The following is a 17,500-nucleotide window of genomic DNA, read 5'->3' on the forward strand; positions in this document are numbered from 1 at the left end:
CATTTTCAAACAGCGGTTACACAATCACGTCATTAGAAAACGTTGATTGGGTAGTCGACGAAGATACGAACTTCGTTACCTTCGCTGTTGTAGTTTTGAGCATCAGCGGAAACACGCAGGATCGAGCTACGCAGGCGAACGGACAAGTCCTTGGCCGGGCCGCCTTGTACAACGTAGGTCAGCTGGTTGAAGAACTCACGCTCTGTACCATTGCCGCTACCAACGGTGCCGTCGTCGATGTTGTCACCGCGAACGTAGGCAGTCTTGTAGCTCAGACCTGGAGTGATCAGGCTGGACAGGTCGACGCCGTAGGCAACTTGCCACGAACGCTCGTCCTTGCCGTTGAAGTCAGACCAGTAGGAGTTGGCCAGGTAGATGGTGTTGCCGCCATCACCGAAACCACCGGCATTTTTATAGCCGCCGTAGTTGTAGGCAGTCTCGCCGCTGCTGCGTTGGTGAGCCAGGGTGAAGGAGTGAATACCCACTGCCCAGGTCGCCGCCAGGCTCCAGATCTTGTTGTCACGTGCGCCAGCGGCTGCAGCAGCCGAGTAGTCCTTGTCCAGCTTGGTCTTGTAGCCGTTGAAGTCCAGAGTCAGAGACTGGTCTTGTGGCAGAGCGAAGACGTAGTTCAGGTTCAGGTACTGCTTCTTGAAGACATCTTCGTTGTCGGAAGCATAAGCCGCAGCGCTGAACGCGTCAGTGAACTTGTAGCTACCACCGAACACGTTGATGCTCTTCAAGCCACCGCTGTCACGACCTTCAGCACTCTTGCGAGCTTCCTGAGTGAAACGGCCAGCAACGACTTCCAGACCCTCGATCTCTTTGGAAGTGATCATGGTGCCGGTGTAACTTTCTGGTAACAGGCGCGAGTTATCGTAGCTCAGCACTGGCAGCTGAGGCATTTGATCGCCGTACTTGAGCACAGTGTTGGAAACGCGGAATTTTACCGCTGCGCCAGCACGTGTCAGGTTGTGGTTCGATGAGGTAGGAATATTGTTGCCATTGGCGTCAACGCCATCGCTACCTGGTTTGAAGAAGTCGATACCGCCAGCGCCGCTACGACCGTTACCACCGTCCAGACGCAGGCCGTACAGGCCGAATGCATCAACGCCCACACCCACTGTGCCCTGGGTGAAGCCGGACGTGAAGTTACCGATGAATGCCTGGCCCCATTCAGCCTTGTCTTGCTGCCTGTTCTTGTAATCGCGGTTGATGTAAGCGTTGCGCAGATTGATGGTCAAGTGGCTGTCGTCAATGAAGCCCTTGGATTCTGCTTGCCCCTGCGCCATTGCCTGGCTGGCGCTGATAATGCCCAGAGCGAGCAAACCGATACGTTTATTAAACATCTTATTTTCCTTCATTACGGATTTACACGCGCCGTGGCGGCTTCCCTAAGGTTGACCGTGGATTCTAACTTTGGGCAAAAGTATAGAGACCGAACGAAATCATCGCAGTGGACTACAGATGGACGTACATGGCTTATAGCCACAAGCGGTGGGACGTGAATCCTAGTCCCAAGGCTTGAGGGGTGTCAAACACGGAGATGGCCGCTGTGCGAGGGCCCACACAATAGTCAATCTTTTAGCACGCCTAGCAGAGCTTCCAGTTCTGCATCATTAAACAGGCCGGCTGGATATCGCTGCAAAAGCATTGCACGCACATCCGGTCGGGGTTTCGGGAGTTTGGTCGTCCTTAACCAATCCGCCATCATCTGACGAGCCTCGTTACTAGCAGACAAACCACGAGCATGATGCTGGTTGATACCTGCGTTCATAATGACAACCTCTTGAGCCATGAGGGGCTAAATCTACGGACGCTTTGTGACAGAAAAACGAAAAAAACCTCCCGTTATTTACCCGCCGTCGGGCCAGCCTCAAGGTAATTGCTACAAAGCGTTACCCAAAAAAAAGCCCATCGGTGGATGGGCTTAGTGCAGCAAAAAAAGGACCATTTGCCAGTTACGCATGTAAGCAAATGTTACCGAATTGATTTCCGGGGCGCAGGCTGCTGCTGCGTCAGGCAGTGAATATTGCCTCCACCCAGCAGCAATTCACGGCCAGGTGCCATTACCACTTCATGCTCCGGGAAAAGCCGTTGCAGGATTTCACGGGCCTTTTCGTCCATCGGGTCGTCGAAACTCGGTGCAATGATGCCGCCGTTGACGATCAGGAAGTTCACATAAGAGCCTGCCAAACGCACCGAAGGGTCGCGTTCCTGACTACCGTGCACCTTATCAACGCCTGCGCATTCTTCTTCGGTCGCGAACAAAGGACCGGGAATGGGCATTTTATGAACGATGATTTCGCGGCCTCTGGCATCCCGAGTGTTTTCCAAAATACTCAACGCTGAGTGACAACGTGTGTAGTTGGGGTCTTTGGGATCATCGGTCCAGGCCAGCAAAACTTCACCGGGGCGCACATAGCAGCAGAAGTTATCCACATGCCCGTCGGTTTCGTCGTTGAACAGGCCGTCTGGCAACCAGATGACCTTGTCCACCGCCAGGTTATCGCTGAGTACCGCCTCGATCTGCTCGCGAGAAAGGTGCGGGTTACGGTTGCGATTGAGCAGGCATTCTTCAGTGGTAATCAGCGTGCCTTCGCCATCGACATGGATCGAGCCGCCTTCCAGCACAAAACCTTCAGTCACGTAACGCGGGCAACGCTCGATTTCCAGGACCTTGCTCGCCAGTTGCGAGTCCAGATTCCACGGTGAATACAGGCCACCGTCAAAACCGCCCCAGGCATTGAAGTCCCAGTCCACGCCGCGCACTTCGCCTTGGTCATTGATGACGAAGGTCGGGCCGGTATCACGCACCCAGGCATCGTTGTTGCTGATTTCAACCACGCGAATGTTGGGCATGTCGAGGTGCGCACGAGCGTTGTCATACTGGCTGGCCGAAACCGCGACCGTGACCGGCTCGAAACGGGCAATCGCCTTGGCGATGGCAACGTGTGCAGCCTGCGCGGGCTTGCCGCCCAGGCGCCAGTTGTCAGGACGCTCAGGCCAGACCATCCAGACCTGACTCTGAGGCGCCCATTCAGCGGGCATGTGGAAGCCGTCAGCACGCGGCGTGCTCTTGAGCGTCGTCATGGCGATCAGGACTCCAGCGAGCCGTCGAGGGTCTTGATCGCGCCGTACAGGTTCGGGCGACGGTCACGGAAAGAGCCCCAGGCGCTACGAATGTGCTCCAGTTCGTCCAGGTCGAAGGTGTGGACCAGCACGCCTTCTTCGGTTTCGTCGAGTTCAGCGACTTTCTCACCGAACTGGTTGGCAATGAACGACGAGCCGTAGAAGGTGATGTCGTAACCGTCCTGCTCTTCGTTGCCGATGCGGTTGCTGGCAATCAGCGGCATCAGGTTGGCGCCGGCATGGCCTTGTTGCACACGCTGCCAGTGATCGCGGGAGCTGATGGTCTTGTCATGCGGCTCGCTGCCGATGGCGGTCGGGTAGAACAGGATTTCCGCGCCTTGCAACGCCATGCTGCGGGCGCACTCCGGGAACCACTGGTCCCAGCAGATGCCCACGCCGATTTTCGCGTAACGGGTCTGCCAGACCTTGAAGCCGGTATCGCCCGGGTTGAAGTAATACTTTTCGTGATAACCGGGACCGTCCGGGATATGGCTCTTGCGGTAGATGCCCAGGTTGGTGCCGTCCGCATCGATGATCGCGATGGTGTTGAAGCGCGCACGCCCGGCCAGCTCGAAGAAGCTGATGGGCAGGACGACTTGCAGCTCCTTGGCGATCTTCTGGAAGTGCTTGATGGCAACGTTGGATTCCACGCTGGTCGCCAACTGCAGATAGTCCGGGTTGGGCTTCTGGCAGAAGTACGGCATCTCGAACAGTTCCTGGATCAGGATGATCTGTGCACCCTTGGCCGCAGCCTCACGCACCAGCTTCTCGGCGGTTTCGATATTGGCTTCCAGATCCCAGGAACAGGCCATCTGGGTGGCGGCGACGGTGACGATACGGCTCATGGAAATGCCTCCTGGGCGGGCTCATGACAATCATGGATGACGTAAAAACTGCGTAGGAGCGAATTCATTCGCGAATGAGCGGAACGCCGCCCGATTCGCTCCTACGGATATCAGTAAACAGTTGCCGTTTTATAACGGATAAAAATCGGCTTTTAAAGTGGATAACGGCTCAAAACAAAATAAAAACTCAATTTAAGCCGATACCAATCGAATTTATTCCAGCTCGCTCAACACTTTGGACACACTCTCGACAAAAAATTCCACACTTTGCCGGGTGGTACACATCGGCGGTTTGATCTTGAGAATGTTCAGGTAATCGCCGGTCGGCTGCATGAAAATGCCCAGTTCGCGCAGGCGGTCACACAGTTGTGCGGTTTCTTCGGTGGCAGGCTCCAGAGTCTGGCGATCCCGGACAAACTCGACGCCCAGATAAAACCCCATGCCATGCACCGCGCCCACCAACGGATGTTTATCGGCCAATGCTTGCAGGCGCGCCTTGAAGTGGTCGCCGACCTGCCGGGCGTTTTCCCACAGGTTTTCTTCCTCCATCACATCCAGCACCGCCATGCCGATACGGCAACTGACCGGGCTGCCGCCGGATGACGAGAAGAAATACCCCTCAGCCTCCAGTGCTTCGGCAATTTCGCGGCGGGTAATGACGGCACCCAGAGGGTGCCCATTGCCCATGCCTTTGGCCATGGTGATGATGTCCGGCACCACGTTCTGCTCTTCAAAACCCCAGAAGTAGTGGCCCAGGCGTCCGTAACCCACCTGAACTTCATCCGCAATGCACACGCCGCCCTGCTCACGGACTTTCCGATAAACCTGTTGCAGATAACCCGGCGGCAGGGAAATCCCTCCGGCATTGCCGTACACCGGCTCGCAGATGAACCCCGCTACCTGCCGCTGCTGCCCGGCCAGTTTCGCCAGCGTCTGATCGACACTGCGCACATAGTCCGGCGTGCTGTCGCTGCCACGATAAGGACCGCGGTAGGTATTGGGGGCCGTCACCGGATGTACCCAGTCCGGACGGGTGCTGAGCGCCTGCGGGTTGTCGGCAATAGAGGTGGAGATAGCATCGGTGGCCACCGACCAGCCGTGATAGGCCTCCAGCACGCTGAGCATGTCGCGCCCGCCGCTGTAGGCCCAGGCCAGACGAATCGCCAGATCATTGGCCTCGGTGCCGCTGTTGACCAGGAACACACGATCCATTCCTTCGGGTGCCAGCTTGAGCAGGCGCTCCGAAAACTCGACGATGGAAGCGTAATGAAAACGGGAGTTGGTGTTGAGCAACGACCACTGGCGAGCGGCTTCGTGTGCCATGCGCGGGTGACCATGGCCCAGCACTGCCACGTTATTGAGCATGTCCAGGTAGGAACGGCCCTGCATGTCGATCAAGTGATTGCGCCAGCCCCGTTCGATCTGCGGCGGGGCCTGGTAATAATGCTTCTGGGAACGGGCGAAACTGGCATCGCGACGGACCAGCAGTTGAGGGGCATCCTGGACAACAGGCGCATCACAGTCGAACCCCAGCAAGGTCGCGGGTGACGGGCTCAGCACCCGCCACGCAGCGGCACGGGACGCTGTAGTAAACAGCGGCGGGCTCAGTTCGGCATCGGTGCAGAGTTGCAGCAGCAGGGAGCCACCGCCTTGCCCGATCACATCTCCGGCCGCAACGAGGCTGCCCGGCTTCAAGTCTGTCGTTGCACCCCACAACCTCAAGCTCAGCGTATCGCCGACCAGCCATAGCGCCGCATCGGCCGTCAGACGCAGGGTCGCGTTAAAAGGCGCATGCAGAGGCGTCTCGGCCGGGATGTGCAGTTCAACGTGCAGAGCAAAGGTGTCAGGCTCTATGGCGCTATCGGGCAAGGTTCGTGACAAGCGATATTCGCCAAAACGGCTTGAGGCCTGCCCGGCCTGAGCAGCGGCTTCCATCAACAAGCGTTCGTCGATGCCGCTTTGCTCCCAGTTCCCGGCGACAAAGTGCTCGCTGAGCACACTCAGATCGACACTCTGGAACTCACGACCAGCCAGGCTGGGCAGCAAGGGGAAATAGACCGGCTGCGCGACTGTCGGCGGCTCGACCCCGACCGCCTGCAGGATCGCCACTTCCATCAGGCTCATCGGCACCGAAGTCGCAGCCTCGAAAATACCCCATTCACCTTCGAGGTTGGCCTGGATATAGGCGTTGTCCGGCTCGATGCTGACCTGTTGTTCACTGCTGAGTACCAGCACCGCAGAGCGGGCGACGATCAGTGGCCACAAGGCCTGCAACTCTGCAACCTTCAGCGGGTTGATGGCGTGATAAGCGCGAATCGCAGGCAGGATGTAGAACGGATCACCCTCGGCATGGTGCAACAGCGCAGCACACGTGACCGACAGATCCGCAATCCGCCAGGTTGTAACCAGATCACCGAAATCAATCAGGCCCTGCAATTGCCAGCGTCGCTCTGCGTCACGTGCCCAGACGACGTTGTGCTCGGTGATATCCAGATGAACAGCCTGGACCGGCAGTTCCGGGATCAGTGGCAGCAATCGTTGGTGCGCCTGTTCGGCCGCTTCCATGAGGCAGGTGCGCTCATTGGCATTCGAGATGACCGGCAACAGATGCTTGATCAAGGCATGGGCATGCCTGGGGTCCCATTGCAGGATACGTTCAAGGCCGGGATGCTCGAACGCCGCAAGGGCCTGATCGACCTGGGCGCACAACTCACCCAGCCCGGAAACGACTTCATGGCTCAGGTGCTGAACATGGCCCAGAGACTGACCATCGATAAACTCCAGCAAACGCACATGAACGGCCCGGCCATCGACATCCAGAGACAGCAACTGCTCGGTGCTGTTAGCGCGAATCACGCCCGGCACGCGCACCGCTGAATGGCTTGCCAGATGCTGTAGCGCCGCATGCTGGGCGTCCAGCTCCACAGTGGAGTAATCGCCGTGGCAGATTTTCAGCACGTAGCGGCGCTGCCCGGCGTCGAGCAGAAAGTTGCGATCCTGCTGGCTGCCCAGCTCTTTCAGTGACCCGCTCAACCCGTAATGCTGCCCAAGCAGTTGCAGGGCCTGGTCAACATCGACCTGCGGGCAAGGCAGGCTGGATCGGCGGATAAGCGTAGCGAGCGGCATGTCACAACCTCGTTCTTGTTATGATCCCCGGCCAGCTCAGCCGAGGCACTCCAATCGAGCAACTATAGGGTGCCTGATCCACGCCACCAACCTCTGTTCAGTGACCGGGCGGCAGTTTTATGGCGATGGGGCGCTGATCTATCAATTTATTTCATTACGTCTACACCTGATATTGCCCGATGCTGTCGGCATGCCGTGCGTCGTAATGCGACAGGCTATGCTGCATAACGATCAAGACCTACTACAGAGAAGACCCGATCATGCGAATACTCGTGACCGGTGGAGCAGGCTTTATCGGCTCTGCATTGATCCGACATCTGGTACAGAACACAGAGCACGAAGTACTGAACTTCGACAAGCTGACCTATGCGGGCAATCTTGAATCACTGGCAGGCATCGCGACCAACACACGCTATGAGTTCGTGCAGGCCGATATCTGTGATCAGGCCAGGGTAAGCGCCGTGCTTGAGCGATTCGAGCCCCACGCAATCATGCATCTGGCTGCCGAATCCCATGTGGATCGCTCCATCGATGGCCCAGGCGATTTCATCCAGACCAATATTGTCGGCACCTACAGTCTGCTGGAAGCTGCTCGCGGCTATTGGCTGACATTGCCCGAGGCCGAGCGCCGGGTCTTTCGCTTCCATCACATCTCCACCGATGAAGTGTATGGCGACCTGCATGGCGTCGATGACCTGTTCACCGAAACCACGCCCTATGCGCCCAGCTCGCCCTACTCCGCCAGCAAGGCGGCTTCGGACCATCTGGTTCGAGCCTGGCATCGCACCTACGGGCTGCCAGTGGTAGTGACCAACTGCTCGAACAATTACGGGCCGTTTCATTTCCCCGAAAAACTGATCCCGCTGATGATTCTCAACGCACTGGCGGGCAAACCACTGCCGGTGTACGGCGACGGTCTGCAAGTGCGTGACTGGCTGTACGTCGAAGATCACGCCCGGGCGCTGCTCAAGGTGGTGACCGAGGGCGCGGTCGGCGAGACCTACAATATCGGTGGGCATAACGAGCAGAAGAACATCGATGTGGTGCGCGGTATCTGTGCCTTGCTGGAAGAACTGGCTCCGGCTCGCCCCCCGGGTGTGGAGCACTTCAGCGACCTGATCACTTACGTGGTCGACCGGCCCGGCCACGATCAACGCTACGCGATCGATGCCGGCAAGATCGAAAACGAACTGGGCTGGACGCCTGTCGAAACCTTCGACTCAGGGCTGCGCAAGACCGTGCAATGGTATCTGGATAACCTGGACTGGTGCCGCAGGGTTCAGGATGGCAGTTATCAAGGAGAACGACTGGGCTTCACTGACCACAAGGATCTGATCGCATGACCAAGGGAATCGTACTGGCCGGGGGCTCTGGTTCACGCTTGCACCCCATCACACTGGGTATCTCCAAGCAACTGTTGCCGGTCTATGACAAACCTATGATCTACTACCCGATCTCGGTGCTGATGCTGGCCGGAATCCGGGAAATCCTTATTATCTCGACACCCCTGGATTTGCCGCAGTATCGCAAGCTGCTGGGCGACGGCAGCCAGTTCGGCGTAAGCTTTCATTACGCCGAGCAGCCCAGGCCCGATGGTTTGGCCCAGGCGTTTCTGATCGGGGAAGAGTTCATCGGCAATGACTCGGTGTGTCTGATATTGGGTGACAATATCTTTCACGGTCAGCATTTCAGCGAACAATTGCAAAAAGCCGCGGCCAGTACCAAGGGGGCAACGGTATTCGGCTACTGGGTCAAAGACCCGGAGCGCTTCGGAGTCATCGACTTCGACGATGAAGGCCGTGCGCTGACCATCGAGGAAAAACCCAAGGCTCCAAAATCCAACTACGCGGTCACAGGTTTGTATTTCTACGATAACGAAGTGGTTCAGATCGCCAGAGACGTCAAGCCTTCACCACGCGGCGAGCTGGAAATCACCGATGTGAACAATGCTTATCTGCAGCGCGGCGAGCTGCGGGTCGAACGTTTCGGACGAGGCTTTGCCTGGCTCGATACCGGCACCCATGACAGCCTGCTCGATGCCTCGGCGTATGTGCAGACCATCGAGCATCGACAAGGCCTGAAGGTCGCTTGCCTTGAAGAAATCGCCTATCAGAATGACTGGATAGACCGTAAACATTTACTGCACCGTGCCGACTACTTTGGCAAGACCGGTTACGGTCAGTATCTGTTCCAACTTGCAGGGGAACGTAAGTGAAAGTGATTGCCACAGAGTTGCCAGACGTCTTGATCATCGAACCCAAAGTGTTTGGCGATGAACGCGGCTTCTTTTATGAAAGCTACAACGCTAAAGCCTTCCACGAAGCGACCGGCCTCAAGCCGGACTTCGTTCAGGACAACCACTCACGCTCGCAGAAAGGCGTACTGCGTGGCCTGCATTACCAGATCGAACACAGCCAGGACAAACTGGTGCGCGTCACCGCAGGCGAAGTCCTGGATATGGCCGTGGATATTCGTCGCAGCTCCCCGACATTCGGCAAATGGGTGGGCGTCAGGCTGTCGGCTGAAAACAATCGCCAATTGTGGGTCCCCAAAGGTTTTGCCCATGGTTTCGTGGTGCTGAGTGACTACGCGGAGTTCCTGTACAAGACCACCGACTATTACACCCCGTCCGCCGAGCGCTGCATTCGCTGGGATGACGCTGACCTGGCAATCGACTGGGAACTTGCCGGAGCCCCGCAATTGTCGGCCAAGGATCAGCAAGGCAAGAGCCTGAAGGAAGCAGATCTGTTTGCATGAGTGCCTGTCGGTTCAGCGGCAGGCATAATGCTGCTTACTGAGACGCCTGCTCTGACGCGATCGTGAGGTTCGCGAATGAATTCGCTCCTGCGCACGGTAGAAGCCAATTCGTTCGCGAAAGACAGGCCCGCACCCCCTTCGGCCATCGCCCAGACATGACTACCAAAGCCGCTATTCCACAACGTCCTCGCTGGCGCAGCCTCGCCCTTCTGGCCTTGTGCCTGGCGCCGATGCTGTGGCCCCTTGAGCACCTTGCCGAACGCTACTATCGAAGCGAGCTGGCCAGCCAGAATCGACAGACGCTTGATCTGTACGTTGCCAGCCTGCTGGGCACCCTGCATCGCTACGAAACCCTGCCACAGATTCTCGCCGACCTGCCGGCCCTGCATGAGGTCCTGGCCCAGCCTCGCGATCAGGCAACACAGCAGCACGCCAATCAGTTGCTCAAGGATATCGTTCGACAGACCGGCGCGGACGTCATGTACCTGATGGACCGCCACGGCCTGACCATAGCAGCCTCCAATTCGGATCAGCACGACAGCTTCGTGGGCCGCAACTTCTCGTTCCGCCCTTACTTCAGCGATGCGCTGGCCGGAAAACTGGGGCGCTTTTTCGGCCTGGGTACAACCTCGGTCAAGCGCGGCTACTTTTTCGCCGCGCCCGTCAGTGACAACGGGGTCGTCACCGGAGTGCTCGTAGTCAAAGTCGATCTGGACCACACCGAAACCCTGTGGGGCAAGACGCCCGAGCAATTGCTGCTCACGGACCAGAACGGCGTGGTGATCCTGACTTCCAACCCTGAATGGCGATTCCGCTCGACCCGTGAATTGAGCGAAAAGGAAAAGGAGGCCATTGTCGCCATACAGCCTTATCCAACACGTGATCCCCGTCCGCTAAAGCTCGATGAACGCTCCTGGCTGACCCAGACCCGTTCGATTGCGGAAACCGACTGGAGCGTGAGCATCCTTGCGCCGCGTGTTCTGGTCGACCGGCAGGTTCGTACTGTCGTGGCGATTGGTGGTGCCGGCTTACTGGTGCTGATGTCGCTGCTGGGCCTCATGATGCAGCGCCGCCGTCACTATCTGGAACGCATCGCCTTTGAGGCAAAAGCCAGACGTGAACTCGAAATGCGCGTCATCGAGCGCACCAGCGATCTGGAAGGCCTCAACAGCCGGCTCAAGCAGGAAGTTCTGGAGCGCGAGCAGGCTCAACAAGAGCTGGTGCGTGCTCAGGATGAACTGGTCCAGGCAGGCAAGCTCTCGGCGCTGGGTACCATGTCGGCCAGTATCAGCCACGAACTCAACCAGCCTCTGGCGGCAATCCGCAGTTATGCCGAAAACGCCGAAGTGCTGCTCGACCATCAACGTACCGAAGACGCGCGCGGTAACCTGAAACTGATCAGCGAGCTGACCGGGCGCATGGCTTCAATCATCGCCCACTTGCGCGCCTTCGCCCGGCGGGATCGGCATGCGCCGGAAAGCGTTGCGCTGCAACCGGCGCTGGACGACGCTCTGGCGCTGCTGGCCAAGCGGCGACGCGCCATGGAAGTCGAACTGATCCGTGATCTGCCGGACGCCACGCTATGGGTTCAGGCTGGCGAAACCCGTCTGCGCCAGGTACTGGGCAACCTTCTGGCCAATGCGCTGGATGCCCTGACCGAAAAAGGTCCACCCCGCCGGCTGTGGATAAGTGCCGAAGCCACCGATGAGGGCGTCAACCTGTACATTCGCGACAATGGACCGGGCTTTACCCAGGAAGCACTGGCACGGGCACGTGAACCGTTTTTCACCACCAAGACCCGCACCCAGGGCCTTGGGCTCGGGCTGGCGATCTGCGATACGCTGATGCGCGCTCTGGGGGGCGAGCTGCTGTTCGCCAATCACCCGACCGGCGGCGCATTACTCACCTTGCGCCTGCGCGCCGGCTCTTCAGGGGCCAACCTTCAACCGCCAGAGGATCTCTCCGCATGAGTTCGGATACCGCCATCGACAGCCAGATTCAAGTGGTGCTGATCGACGACGACTCGCACCTGCGCCAGGCATTGAGCCAGACGCTCGACCTGGCGGGCCTGAAAGTCCTGCCTCTGGCCGAAGCCAGCGGGCTGGCCAACCGCATCGGGCGCGACTGGCCGGGCGTCATCGTCAGCGATATCCGCATGCCAGGCATGGATGGACTGGAGTTGCTGAGCCACCTGCATAGCCAGGACCCCGAACTGCCGGTGCTACTGATTACCGGCCATGGTGATGTCCCGCTGGCCGTTCAGGCCATGCGCGCCGGAGCCTATGATTTTCTCGAAAAGCCTTTCGCCAGCGATGCCTTGCTCGATAGCGTACGCCGGGCCCTGGCCTTGCGCCGGCTGGTACTGGATAACCGAAGCCTGCGGCTGGCCTTGAGTGATCGTCAGCAATTGAGCACCCGGCTGGTCGGCCAGTCCACGCCGATGTTGCGGCTGCGCGAACAGATCGGAGCCCTGGCCGCAACACGGGCCGACGTGCTGATCCTCGGTGAAACCGGCGCAGGCAAGGAAGTGGTTGCCAGAGCCTTGCATGACCTGTCCAACCGCCGCAACGGCCCGTTCGTGGCGATCAACGCCGGGGCCTTGGCTGAATCGGTAGTGGAAAGCGAGTTGTTCGGCCATGAGCCCGGCGCTTTCACCGGTGCGCAAAAGCGCCGCATCGGCAAATTCGAGTTCGCCAACGGCGGCACGCTGTTCCTCGACGAAATCGAAAGCATGAGCATGGATGTGCAGGTCAAACTGCTGCGTCTGTTGCAGGAGCGCGTGGTCGAGCGCATGGGCAGCAACCAGCAGATCCCGCTGGATATCCGCGTGATCGCCGCCACCAAGGAAGACTTGCGTCAGGCCGCCGATCAAGGGCGTTTCCGTGCGGACTTGTATTACCGGCTGAATGTCGCCTCGCTGCGCATCCCGCCGCTGCGTGAGCGAGGCGAAGACGCGCTGATGCTGTTCGAGCATTACGCCGATGCCGCCAGCATGCGCCACGGCATTCCCAAGCATGAACTCACACCGGGCCAGCGCGCTCTTTTGCTGCGCCACAACTGGCCGGGTAACGTGCGCGAACTGCAAAACGCCGCCGAACGCTTTGCCCTGGGGCTGGAACTGGAGCTGGAAGGCAGCACCACGCCGGAAGCCGCACCGGTCAGTGGCGGCTTGAGCGATCAGGTGGAGAGTTTCGAGCGCGCCCTCATTGCTGCCGAACTGGCTCGCCCGCACAGCTCGGTCCGTAGTCTGGCCGAAGCGCTGGGGCTGCCACGCAAGACCTTGCACGACAAGCTGCGCAAGCACGGCCTGAGTTTTGGCGATAGCAACGGAGCCTCCGATGACCTCGAATGAACATGACTCGGCAGCACAAGCGCTGGAACACGTCCTGCACCACGACATCCCGCTGACTCGTGAAATGGGCATGCGGGTTATCGACTGGCAAAATCGCAGGCTGCGCCTGCACCTGCCGCTGGCACCCAATATCAACCACAAAAGCACTCTGTTCGGCGGTAGCCTTTATTGCGGTGCGGTACTGGCGGGTTGGGGCTGGCTGCATCTGAGGCTGCAAGAGGCCGGGATCGACGATGGGCATATCGTGATTCAGGACGGGCAGATCAGTTATCCGCTACCGGTTCGCGGCGACGCCATTGCCTTGTGCGATGCACCGGATGATGCCCAGTGGGACAAGTTCATCACCACCTACCAACGCCGAGGCCGCGCACGCCTGGCCTTGCAGACCCGCATCACGGCTCAGGACAGCGAAGCGGATGCCGTGAGGTTTACCGGGCAGTTTGTACTGCATCGGTGAACCGGCATTCTATGGGAGCGAATCGGGCGGCGCTCCGCTTATTCGCGAATGAATTCGCTCCTACAGAGTGCCAGCAGTTTCTCGCGCCATGTCGCCTTGGCAGGCAAGGCCAGGAAAAACGGGTTGAGCAAGGATTCGCGGGGCGGATAGCTGAACGGTTCGCCATCGAGTTGCAGCACTTCGCCGCCAGCGCCTTCAAGTACACCTTGGGCTGCGGCAGTATCCCACTGAGAAGTGGGAGCCAGACGCGGGTAGCAATCGGCTGCGCCCTCGGCCACCAGACAGAACTTCAATGAGCTGCCGATGCTGGTCAGTTGCAACTCGCCCAGGCCAGCGGACAATCCTGCCAGCAGGCGCTCCTGCTCGGGGCTGGAATGGCGGCGACTGGCGACAACGGTGAATTCCTGGCCGGCACCCGGCTCGTTACGCACCGCGATGGGCGCAATGTGGCTGTCATTGTCGCTGCGCCAGGCGCCCAGGCCGGCACCGCCGAAATAACAGCGGTTGTTGGTGGGCATGGAAACCACACCAAACACCACACGCCCGCGCTCGATCAGCGCGACATTGACCGTGAACTCTTCGCTGCCAGAGATGAACTCCTTGGTGCCGTCCAGCGGGTCAACCAGCCACCAGCGCTCCCAACCAGCGCGCTCGCTCTGGGGGATATCGGCATCTTCTTCGGACAACACATGAATCGAAGGATCGAGTGCCTGCAAGCCCTCGACCAATACCTGATGAGCCGCCAGATCGGCAGCGGTCACGGGGGAGTCATCGGCCTTGGCGGTCACGGCAACGCCCGAGCGCCAGAACGGCAGGATCGCCTCACCCGCCAGCCGGACAAGACCGATCACAGGAGCAAGGAGCGGATGCGGCAGGTTGCCGAACACATCAGTCATGGCAGAAAAAATCCACGTTGGGTTAACAGGTCGCGTGCCAGATAGAGAGCCGCCAGGGCGCGGCCTTCGGTGAACTGGGCGTTCTGGGCCAGGTTGGCCAACTCCCGCAGGTTGACCTGGTCTACACGAATCGGTTCAGGCTCATCGCCTTCAAGACGCTCTTCGTACAGGTCGGTAGCGAGCACCACCTGAATCTTCTGATTCATGTAACCGGGCGACAAGGACAGCTCGGTCAGGTGTTCCAGTTGGCGGGCACCGAAGCCTGCTTCTTCCTTGAGTTCGCGATTGGCGGCCGCCAGCACATCTTCGCCTGGCTCGATCAGCCCCTTGGGCAAGGACAATTCATACTCGTCCGTGCCGCCGCAATATTCTTCGATCAATAGCGCATGGTCGGCATCGATCATGGCAACAATCATTACCGCGCCATATCCCGCGCCCCTGCCCACCAGCCTCTCGTAAGTACGCTCGACCCCGTTGGCAAAGCGCAATTGCAGCTCTTCAACTCGGAACAAGCGACTACTGGCGACGATTTCGCGGGCGAGTACGGTAGGTTTCTGGCGCATGACAGGCTCCTTTGCGGTGACAGGGTACTATACCGTGGCTTTTCCGATTGTCTGTGTCGGATATGCTTACATCCGCCATCAATTCCCTGAAGAGGCCAGAATGCTTTCAATGCCCTGGAGCACTATCGATACCGTCCTGCTGGATATGGACGGCACTCTGCTCGACCTGCATTACGACGACCACTTCTGGATGCAGCACTTGCCCCAGCGCTATGCAGAGCTGCATGGAGTCAGTCTGGCCATGGCCTTGATGGAGATGCAGCCGCTGTTCGAGAGCCATGCGGGGACGCTCAACTGGTACTGCCTGGACTTCTGGAGCAAGGAGTTGAAGCTGTCGGTGCGCGACCTGAAACTCGAAACCGCACACCTGATCGCCTTGCGACCCGACGCTCAGACCTTTCTGTCTGCGCTCCAGAAAGCCGGCAAGCGCGTGATCATGATCACCAACGCCCATCGCGATTCGCTGTCATTGAAGCTGGAGAGGATCGAACTGGCGCCCTACTTCGAGCGCCTCATCAGTTCCCATGACTACGGTTTCCCCAAGGAAAACCAGCAATTCTGGGACGCTTTGCAGGCCGACACCGCGTTCGACCCGGCGCGCAGCCTGTTCATCGACGATACCCTGCCGATCCTGCGCAGTGCCCGACGCTTTGGTGTGGCGCATTTGCTGGCAGTCAGCGAACCCAATAGCCAGAAAGGCCCCAAGAACACTGAAGAGTTCGAGGCGGTAAGGGATTATCTGGAGTTGATCAAGGGTTTGTAGGAGCGAATTCATTCGCGAAGTGGCCTCTTCGCGAATGAATTCGCTCCGAAAACTCCATTTGAAAACCTAGTCAGGAATCCTCAACTGCTGCCCCGGATAGATATGGTTCACATCCTTGAGCATCGGTTTGTTGGCCTCGAAGATTTTCTGATACTGGTTGGGGTCGCCATATACACGCTTCGAGATGGCGCTCAAGGTATCGCCCTTTTCCACTGTGACGAATCGGGCCGCGGCTGTCGCCGGAGCACCGGCCGCGAGGGTCAGTTGATCGTCCACTGTATCGACACGCGAGATATTGCCCAACGCGAGCAAGATCTTTTCCTTTTCTTCCTGACTGGATACTTCTCCTGTCACGGTGACCTTGCTGCCGTCCAGTGTGATCTGAACATTGGGATTACCCAGCCCGACCTCGGAAATATGCTTTTTCAGGACTTCGTCGGCATTGGCATTGCCCGGTGTCAGCGCATCGAGGATGTTTTTACCTGCATCTTTCAAGAAACTGAAAAGACTCATTGCCTATTCTCCTTCACGGTTGTTGCCACGCCCGCAAGGATTAACCATAGCTCCCGTAACCGTGGGTTTGCGGAGTTCCGACCAACGTTGCCCATCCCATCGTCATCGTTGAGCGCGTAGAATCGATTCCCTGCCTCGCCTATCGGAGTGAAGATGGACATCAAGCAACTGAAATTCCTGATCGCGCTCGACGAGACCCGTCACTTCGGCCAGGCCGCAGCACGCTGCAATATCACCCAGCCCACTCTGTCCATGCGTCTGCGCAATCTTGAAGAAGAACTGGGGTTGCCGCTGGTCATGCGCGGGCAGCGCTTTGAAGGTTTTACAGCTCCCGGTGAGCGAGTACTGGCCTGGGCCAGGACAGTCCTCTCGGCTTATGACGGCCTGCAGGCCGAAGCAGCGGCCTGCCGTGGGCATCTGGTCGGGACCCTGCGCCTGGGCGTGGTGCCCCTTTCGAGCTTCGACCCGCTCTCGCTGCTGCACCGGCTGCATCAGATCCACCCCAACCTGCGCTTTGAACTGTCATCGCTCAGCTCCGAGCAGGTTCTGGAACAACTGGCGAGCAATCGCATCGATCTGGGCGTCTCGTATCTGGAGCGCCTGGATAACGAACGCTTCGACACCCTGACTCTCGACGAAACCCGCATGGGCCTGCTGTATGACCGACGCTACTTCAGTTTTGGCGAGCAACCGCTGAGCTGGAGCGAACTGATCGGGTTGCCGCTGGGCACGCTGACCAGCGGCATGCATTTTCGCCAGTCCATCGATCACAACTTCCACAGTCGCGGCCTGCATCCACAACCCTTGCTGCAAACCGATGCCGTTCACCAGTTGATGCAAGCCGTACATGGCGGTTTCTGCTGCACCATCATGCCGCTGGATGGCGGTCTGGACATGCTCACCGAACACCTGGGCCTGCACCCCATCGAAGACGCACGCACACTCGCCCCCATAGGCTTGATCATGCGCCGCAGCGCACCGCGCTCGGCGCTGGCGGAGGCCTGCTTCACGCTGCTAGCAGAAAATCATTAAAGATTATTGATCGACGTCATCTATCAGAGCATTGGAACTAGCGATTAGACGATACCCGACAAGAGGC

Annotated in this window: 16 protein-coding genes; 8 read left to right on the top strand and 8 right to left on the bottom strand. The window is 58.7% G+C overall.

The features are described 5' to 3' along the window. Window positions 1–32: 32 nt before the first annotated feature. From JL015_RS15105 to JL015_RS15125, 5 genes are all read right to left on the bottom strand, one after another. Window positions 33–1,346, bottom strand: coding sequence for an OprD family porin (locus tag JL015_RS15105; RefSeq protein ID WP_201019006.1), 1,314 nt, complete (start codon window positions 1,344–1,346; stop codon window positions 33–35). 227 nt (window positions 1,347–1,573) lie between these two features. After that, entirely contained in the window at window positions 1,574–1,774 is a 201-nt protein-coding gene (locus JL015_RS15110; RefSeq protein WP_201004183.1) for a hypothetical protein, read from the bottom strand. A gap of 203 nt (window positions 1,775–1,977) precedes the next feature. After that, complete coding sequence (aguA, locus tag JL015_RS15115) at window positions 1,978–3,090, bottom strand: agmatine deiminase (RefSeq protein ID WP_201019007.1); 1,113 nt, start codon at window positions 3,088–3,090, stop codon at window positions 1,978–1,980. Window positions 3,091–3,095: 5 nt separating this feature from the next. Continuing rightward, window positions 3,096–3,974, bottom strand: coding sequence for an N-carbamoylputrescine amidase (gene aguB, locus JL015_RS15120; RefSeq protein ID WP_201019008.1), 879 nt, complete (start codon window positions 3,972–3,974; stop codon window positions 3,096–3,098). Between the two features lie 213 nt (window positions 3,975–4,187). Next, on the bottom strand, window positions 4,188–7,100 hold the full coding sequence (locus tag JL015_RS15125) for an aminotransferase (protein ID WP_201019009.1): 2,913 nt from the start codon (window positions 7,098–7,100) through the stop codon (window positions 4,188–4,190). 260 nt (window positions 7,101–7,360) lie between these two features. Between JL015_RS15125 and rfbB the strand changes: the two genes are divergently transcribed. The 6 genes from rfbB to JL015_RS15155 all read left to right on the top strand — a co-directional run bounded on the left by rfbB (window position 7,361) and on the right by JL015_RS15155 (window position 13,666). Beyond that, the gene (rfbB, locus tag JL015_RS15130) at window positions 7,361–8,443 is read left to right on the top strand and encodes a dTDP-glucose 4,6-dehydratase (RefSeq protein ID WP_201019010.1); all 1,083 of its coding nucleotides are present in this window, start codon (window positions 7,361–7,363) and stop codon (window positions 8,441–8,443) included. Continuing rightward, window positions 8,440–9,315 carry a glucose-1-phosphate thymidylyltransferase RfbA gene (rfbA, locus tag JL015_RS15135; RefSeq protein WP_201004192.1) on the top strand — a complete coding sequence of 292 codons (876 nt, stop codon included), beginning with the start codon at window positions 8,440–8,442 and terminating at the stop codon, window positions 9,313–9,315. Before rfbB ends, rfbA begins: the two co-directional genes overlap by 4 nt. Beyond that, window positions 9,312–9,857 carry a dTDP-4-dehydrorhamnose 3,5-epimerase gene (gene rfbC, locus JL015_RS15140; RefSeq protein WP_201019011.1) on the top strand — a complete coding sequence of 182 codons (546 nt, stop codon included), beginning with the start codon at window positions 9,312–9,314 and terminating at the stop codon, window positions 9,855–9,857. The genes rfbA and rfbC overlap by 4 nt, the downstream gene beginning before the upstream one ends. A 155-nt stretch (window positions 9,858–10,012) precedes the next feature. Continuing rightward, window positions 10,013–11,827: a sensor histidine kinase gene (locus JL015_RS15145; RefSeq protein WP_201019012.1), complete on the top strand. Its 1,815-nt coding sequence runs from the start codon at window positions 10,013–10,015 to the stop codon at window positions 11,825–11,827. After that, window positions 11,824–13,209, top strand: coding sequence for a sigma-54-dependent transcriptional regulator (locus JL015_RS15150; protein WP_201004198.1), 1,386 nt, complete (start codon window positions 11,824–11,826; stop codon window positions 13,207–13,209). Before JL015_RS15145 ends, JL015_RS15150 begins: the two co-directional genes overlap by 4 nt. After that, on the top strand, window positions 13,196–13,666 hold the full coding sequence (locus JL015_RS15155; protein WP_201019013.1) for a YiiD C-terminal domain-containing protein: 471 nt from the start codon (window positions 13,196–13,198) through the stop codon (window positions 13,664–13,666). Before JL015_RS15150 ends, JL015_RS15155 begins: the two co-directional genes overlap by 14 nt. Window positions 13,667–13,704: 38 nt before the next feature. On the opposite strand, the gene cysQ is transcribed toward JL015_RS15155, so the two are convergent. Both cysQ and nudE read right to left on the bottom strand, forming a co-directional pair. Continuing rightward, on the bottom strand, window positions 13,705–14,562 hold the full coding sequence (gene cysQ / locus JL015_RS15160; RefSeq protein WP_201019014.1) for a 3'(2'),5'-bisphosphate nucleotidase CysQ: 858 nt from the start codon (window positions 14,560–14,562) through the stop codon (window positions 13,705–13,707). After that, window positions 14,559–15,125, bottom strand: coding sequence for an ADP compounds hydrolase NudE (nudE, locus tag JL015_RS15165; protein WP_198729196.1), 567 nt, complete (start codon window positions 15,123–15,125; stop codon window positions 14,559–14,561). Before nudE ends, cysQ begins: the two co-directional genes overlap by 4 nt. A gap of 100 nt (window positions 15,126–15,225) precedes the next feature. On the opposite strand from nudE, the gene yrfG reads away from it, so the two are divergent. Further along, complete coding sequence (yrfG, locus tag JL015_RS15170) at window positions 15,226–15,888, top strand: GMP/IMP nucleotidase (RefSeq protein WP_201019015.1); 663 nt, start codon at window positions 15,226–15,228, stop codon at window positions 15,886–15,888. A 66-nt stretch (window positions 15,889–15,954) separates the two neighbouring features. On the opposite strand, the gene lysM is transcribed toward yrfG, so the two are convergent. Next, a complete protein-coding gene (gene lysM, locus JL015_RS15175) occupies window positions 15,955–16,401 on the bottom strand; it encodes a peptidoglycan-binding protein LysM (protein WP_201004206.1) in 447 nt (148 codons plus the stop codon). Window positions 16,402–16,554: 153 nt separating this feature from the next. On the opposite strand from lysM, the gene JL015_RS15180 reads away from it, so the two are divergent. Then, the gene (locus tag JL015_RS15180) at window positions 16,555–17,433 is read left to right on the top strand and encodes a LysR family transcriptional regulator (protein ID WP_122321598.1); all 879 of its coding nucleotides are present in this window, start codon (window positions 16,555–16,557) and stop codon (window positions 17,431–17,433) included. Window positions 17,434–17,500 lie beyond the last annotated feature (67 nt).

The organism is Pseudomonas cichorii (assembly GCF_015471405.1).
GTDB lineage: Bacteria > Pseudomonadota > Gammaproteobacteria > Pseudomonadales > Pseudomonadaceae > Aquipseudomonas > Aquipseudomonas serbiensis.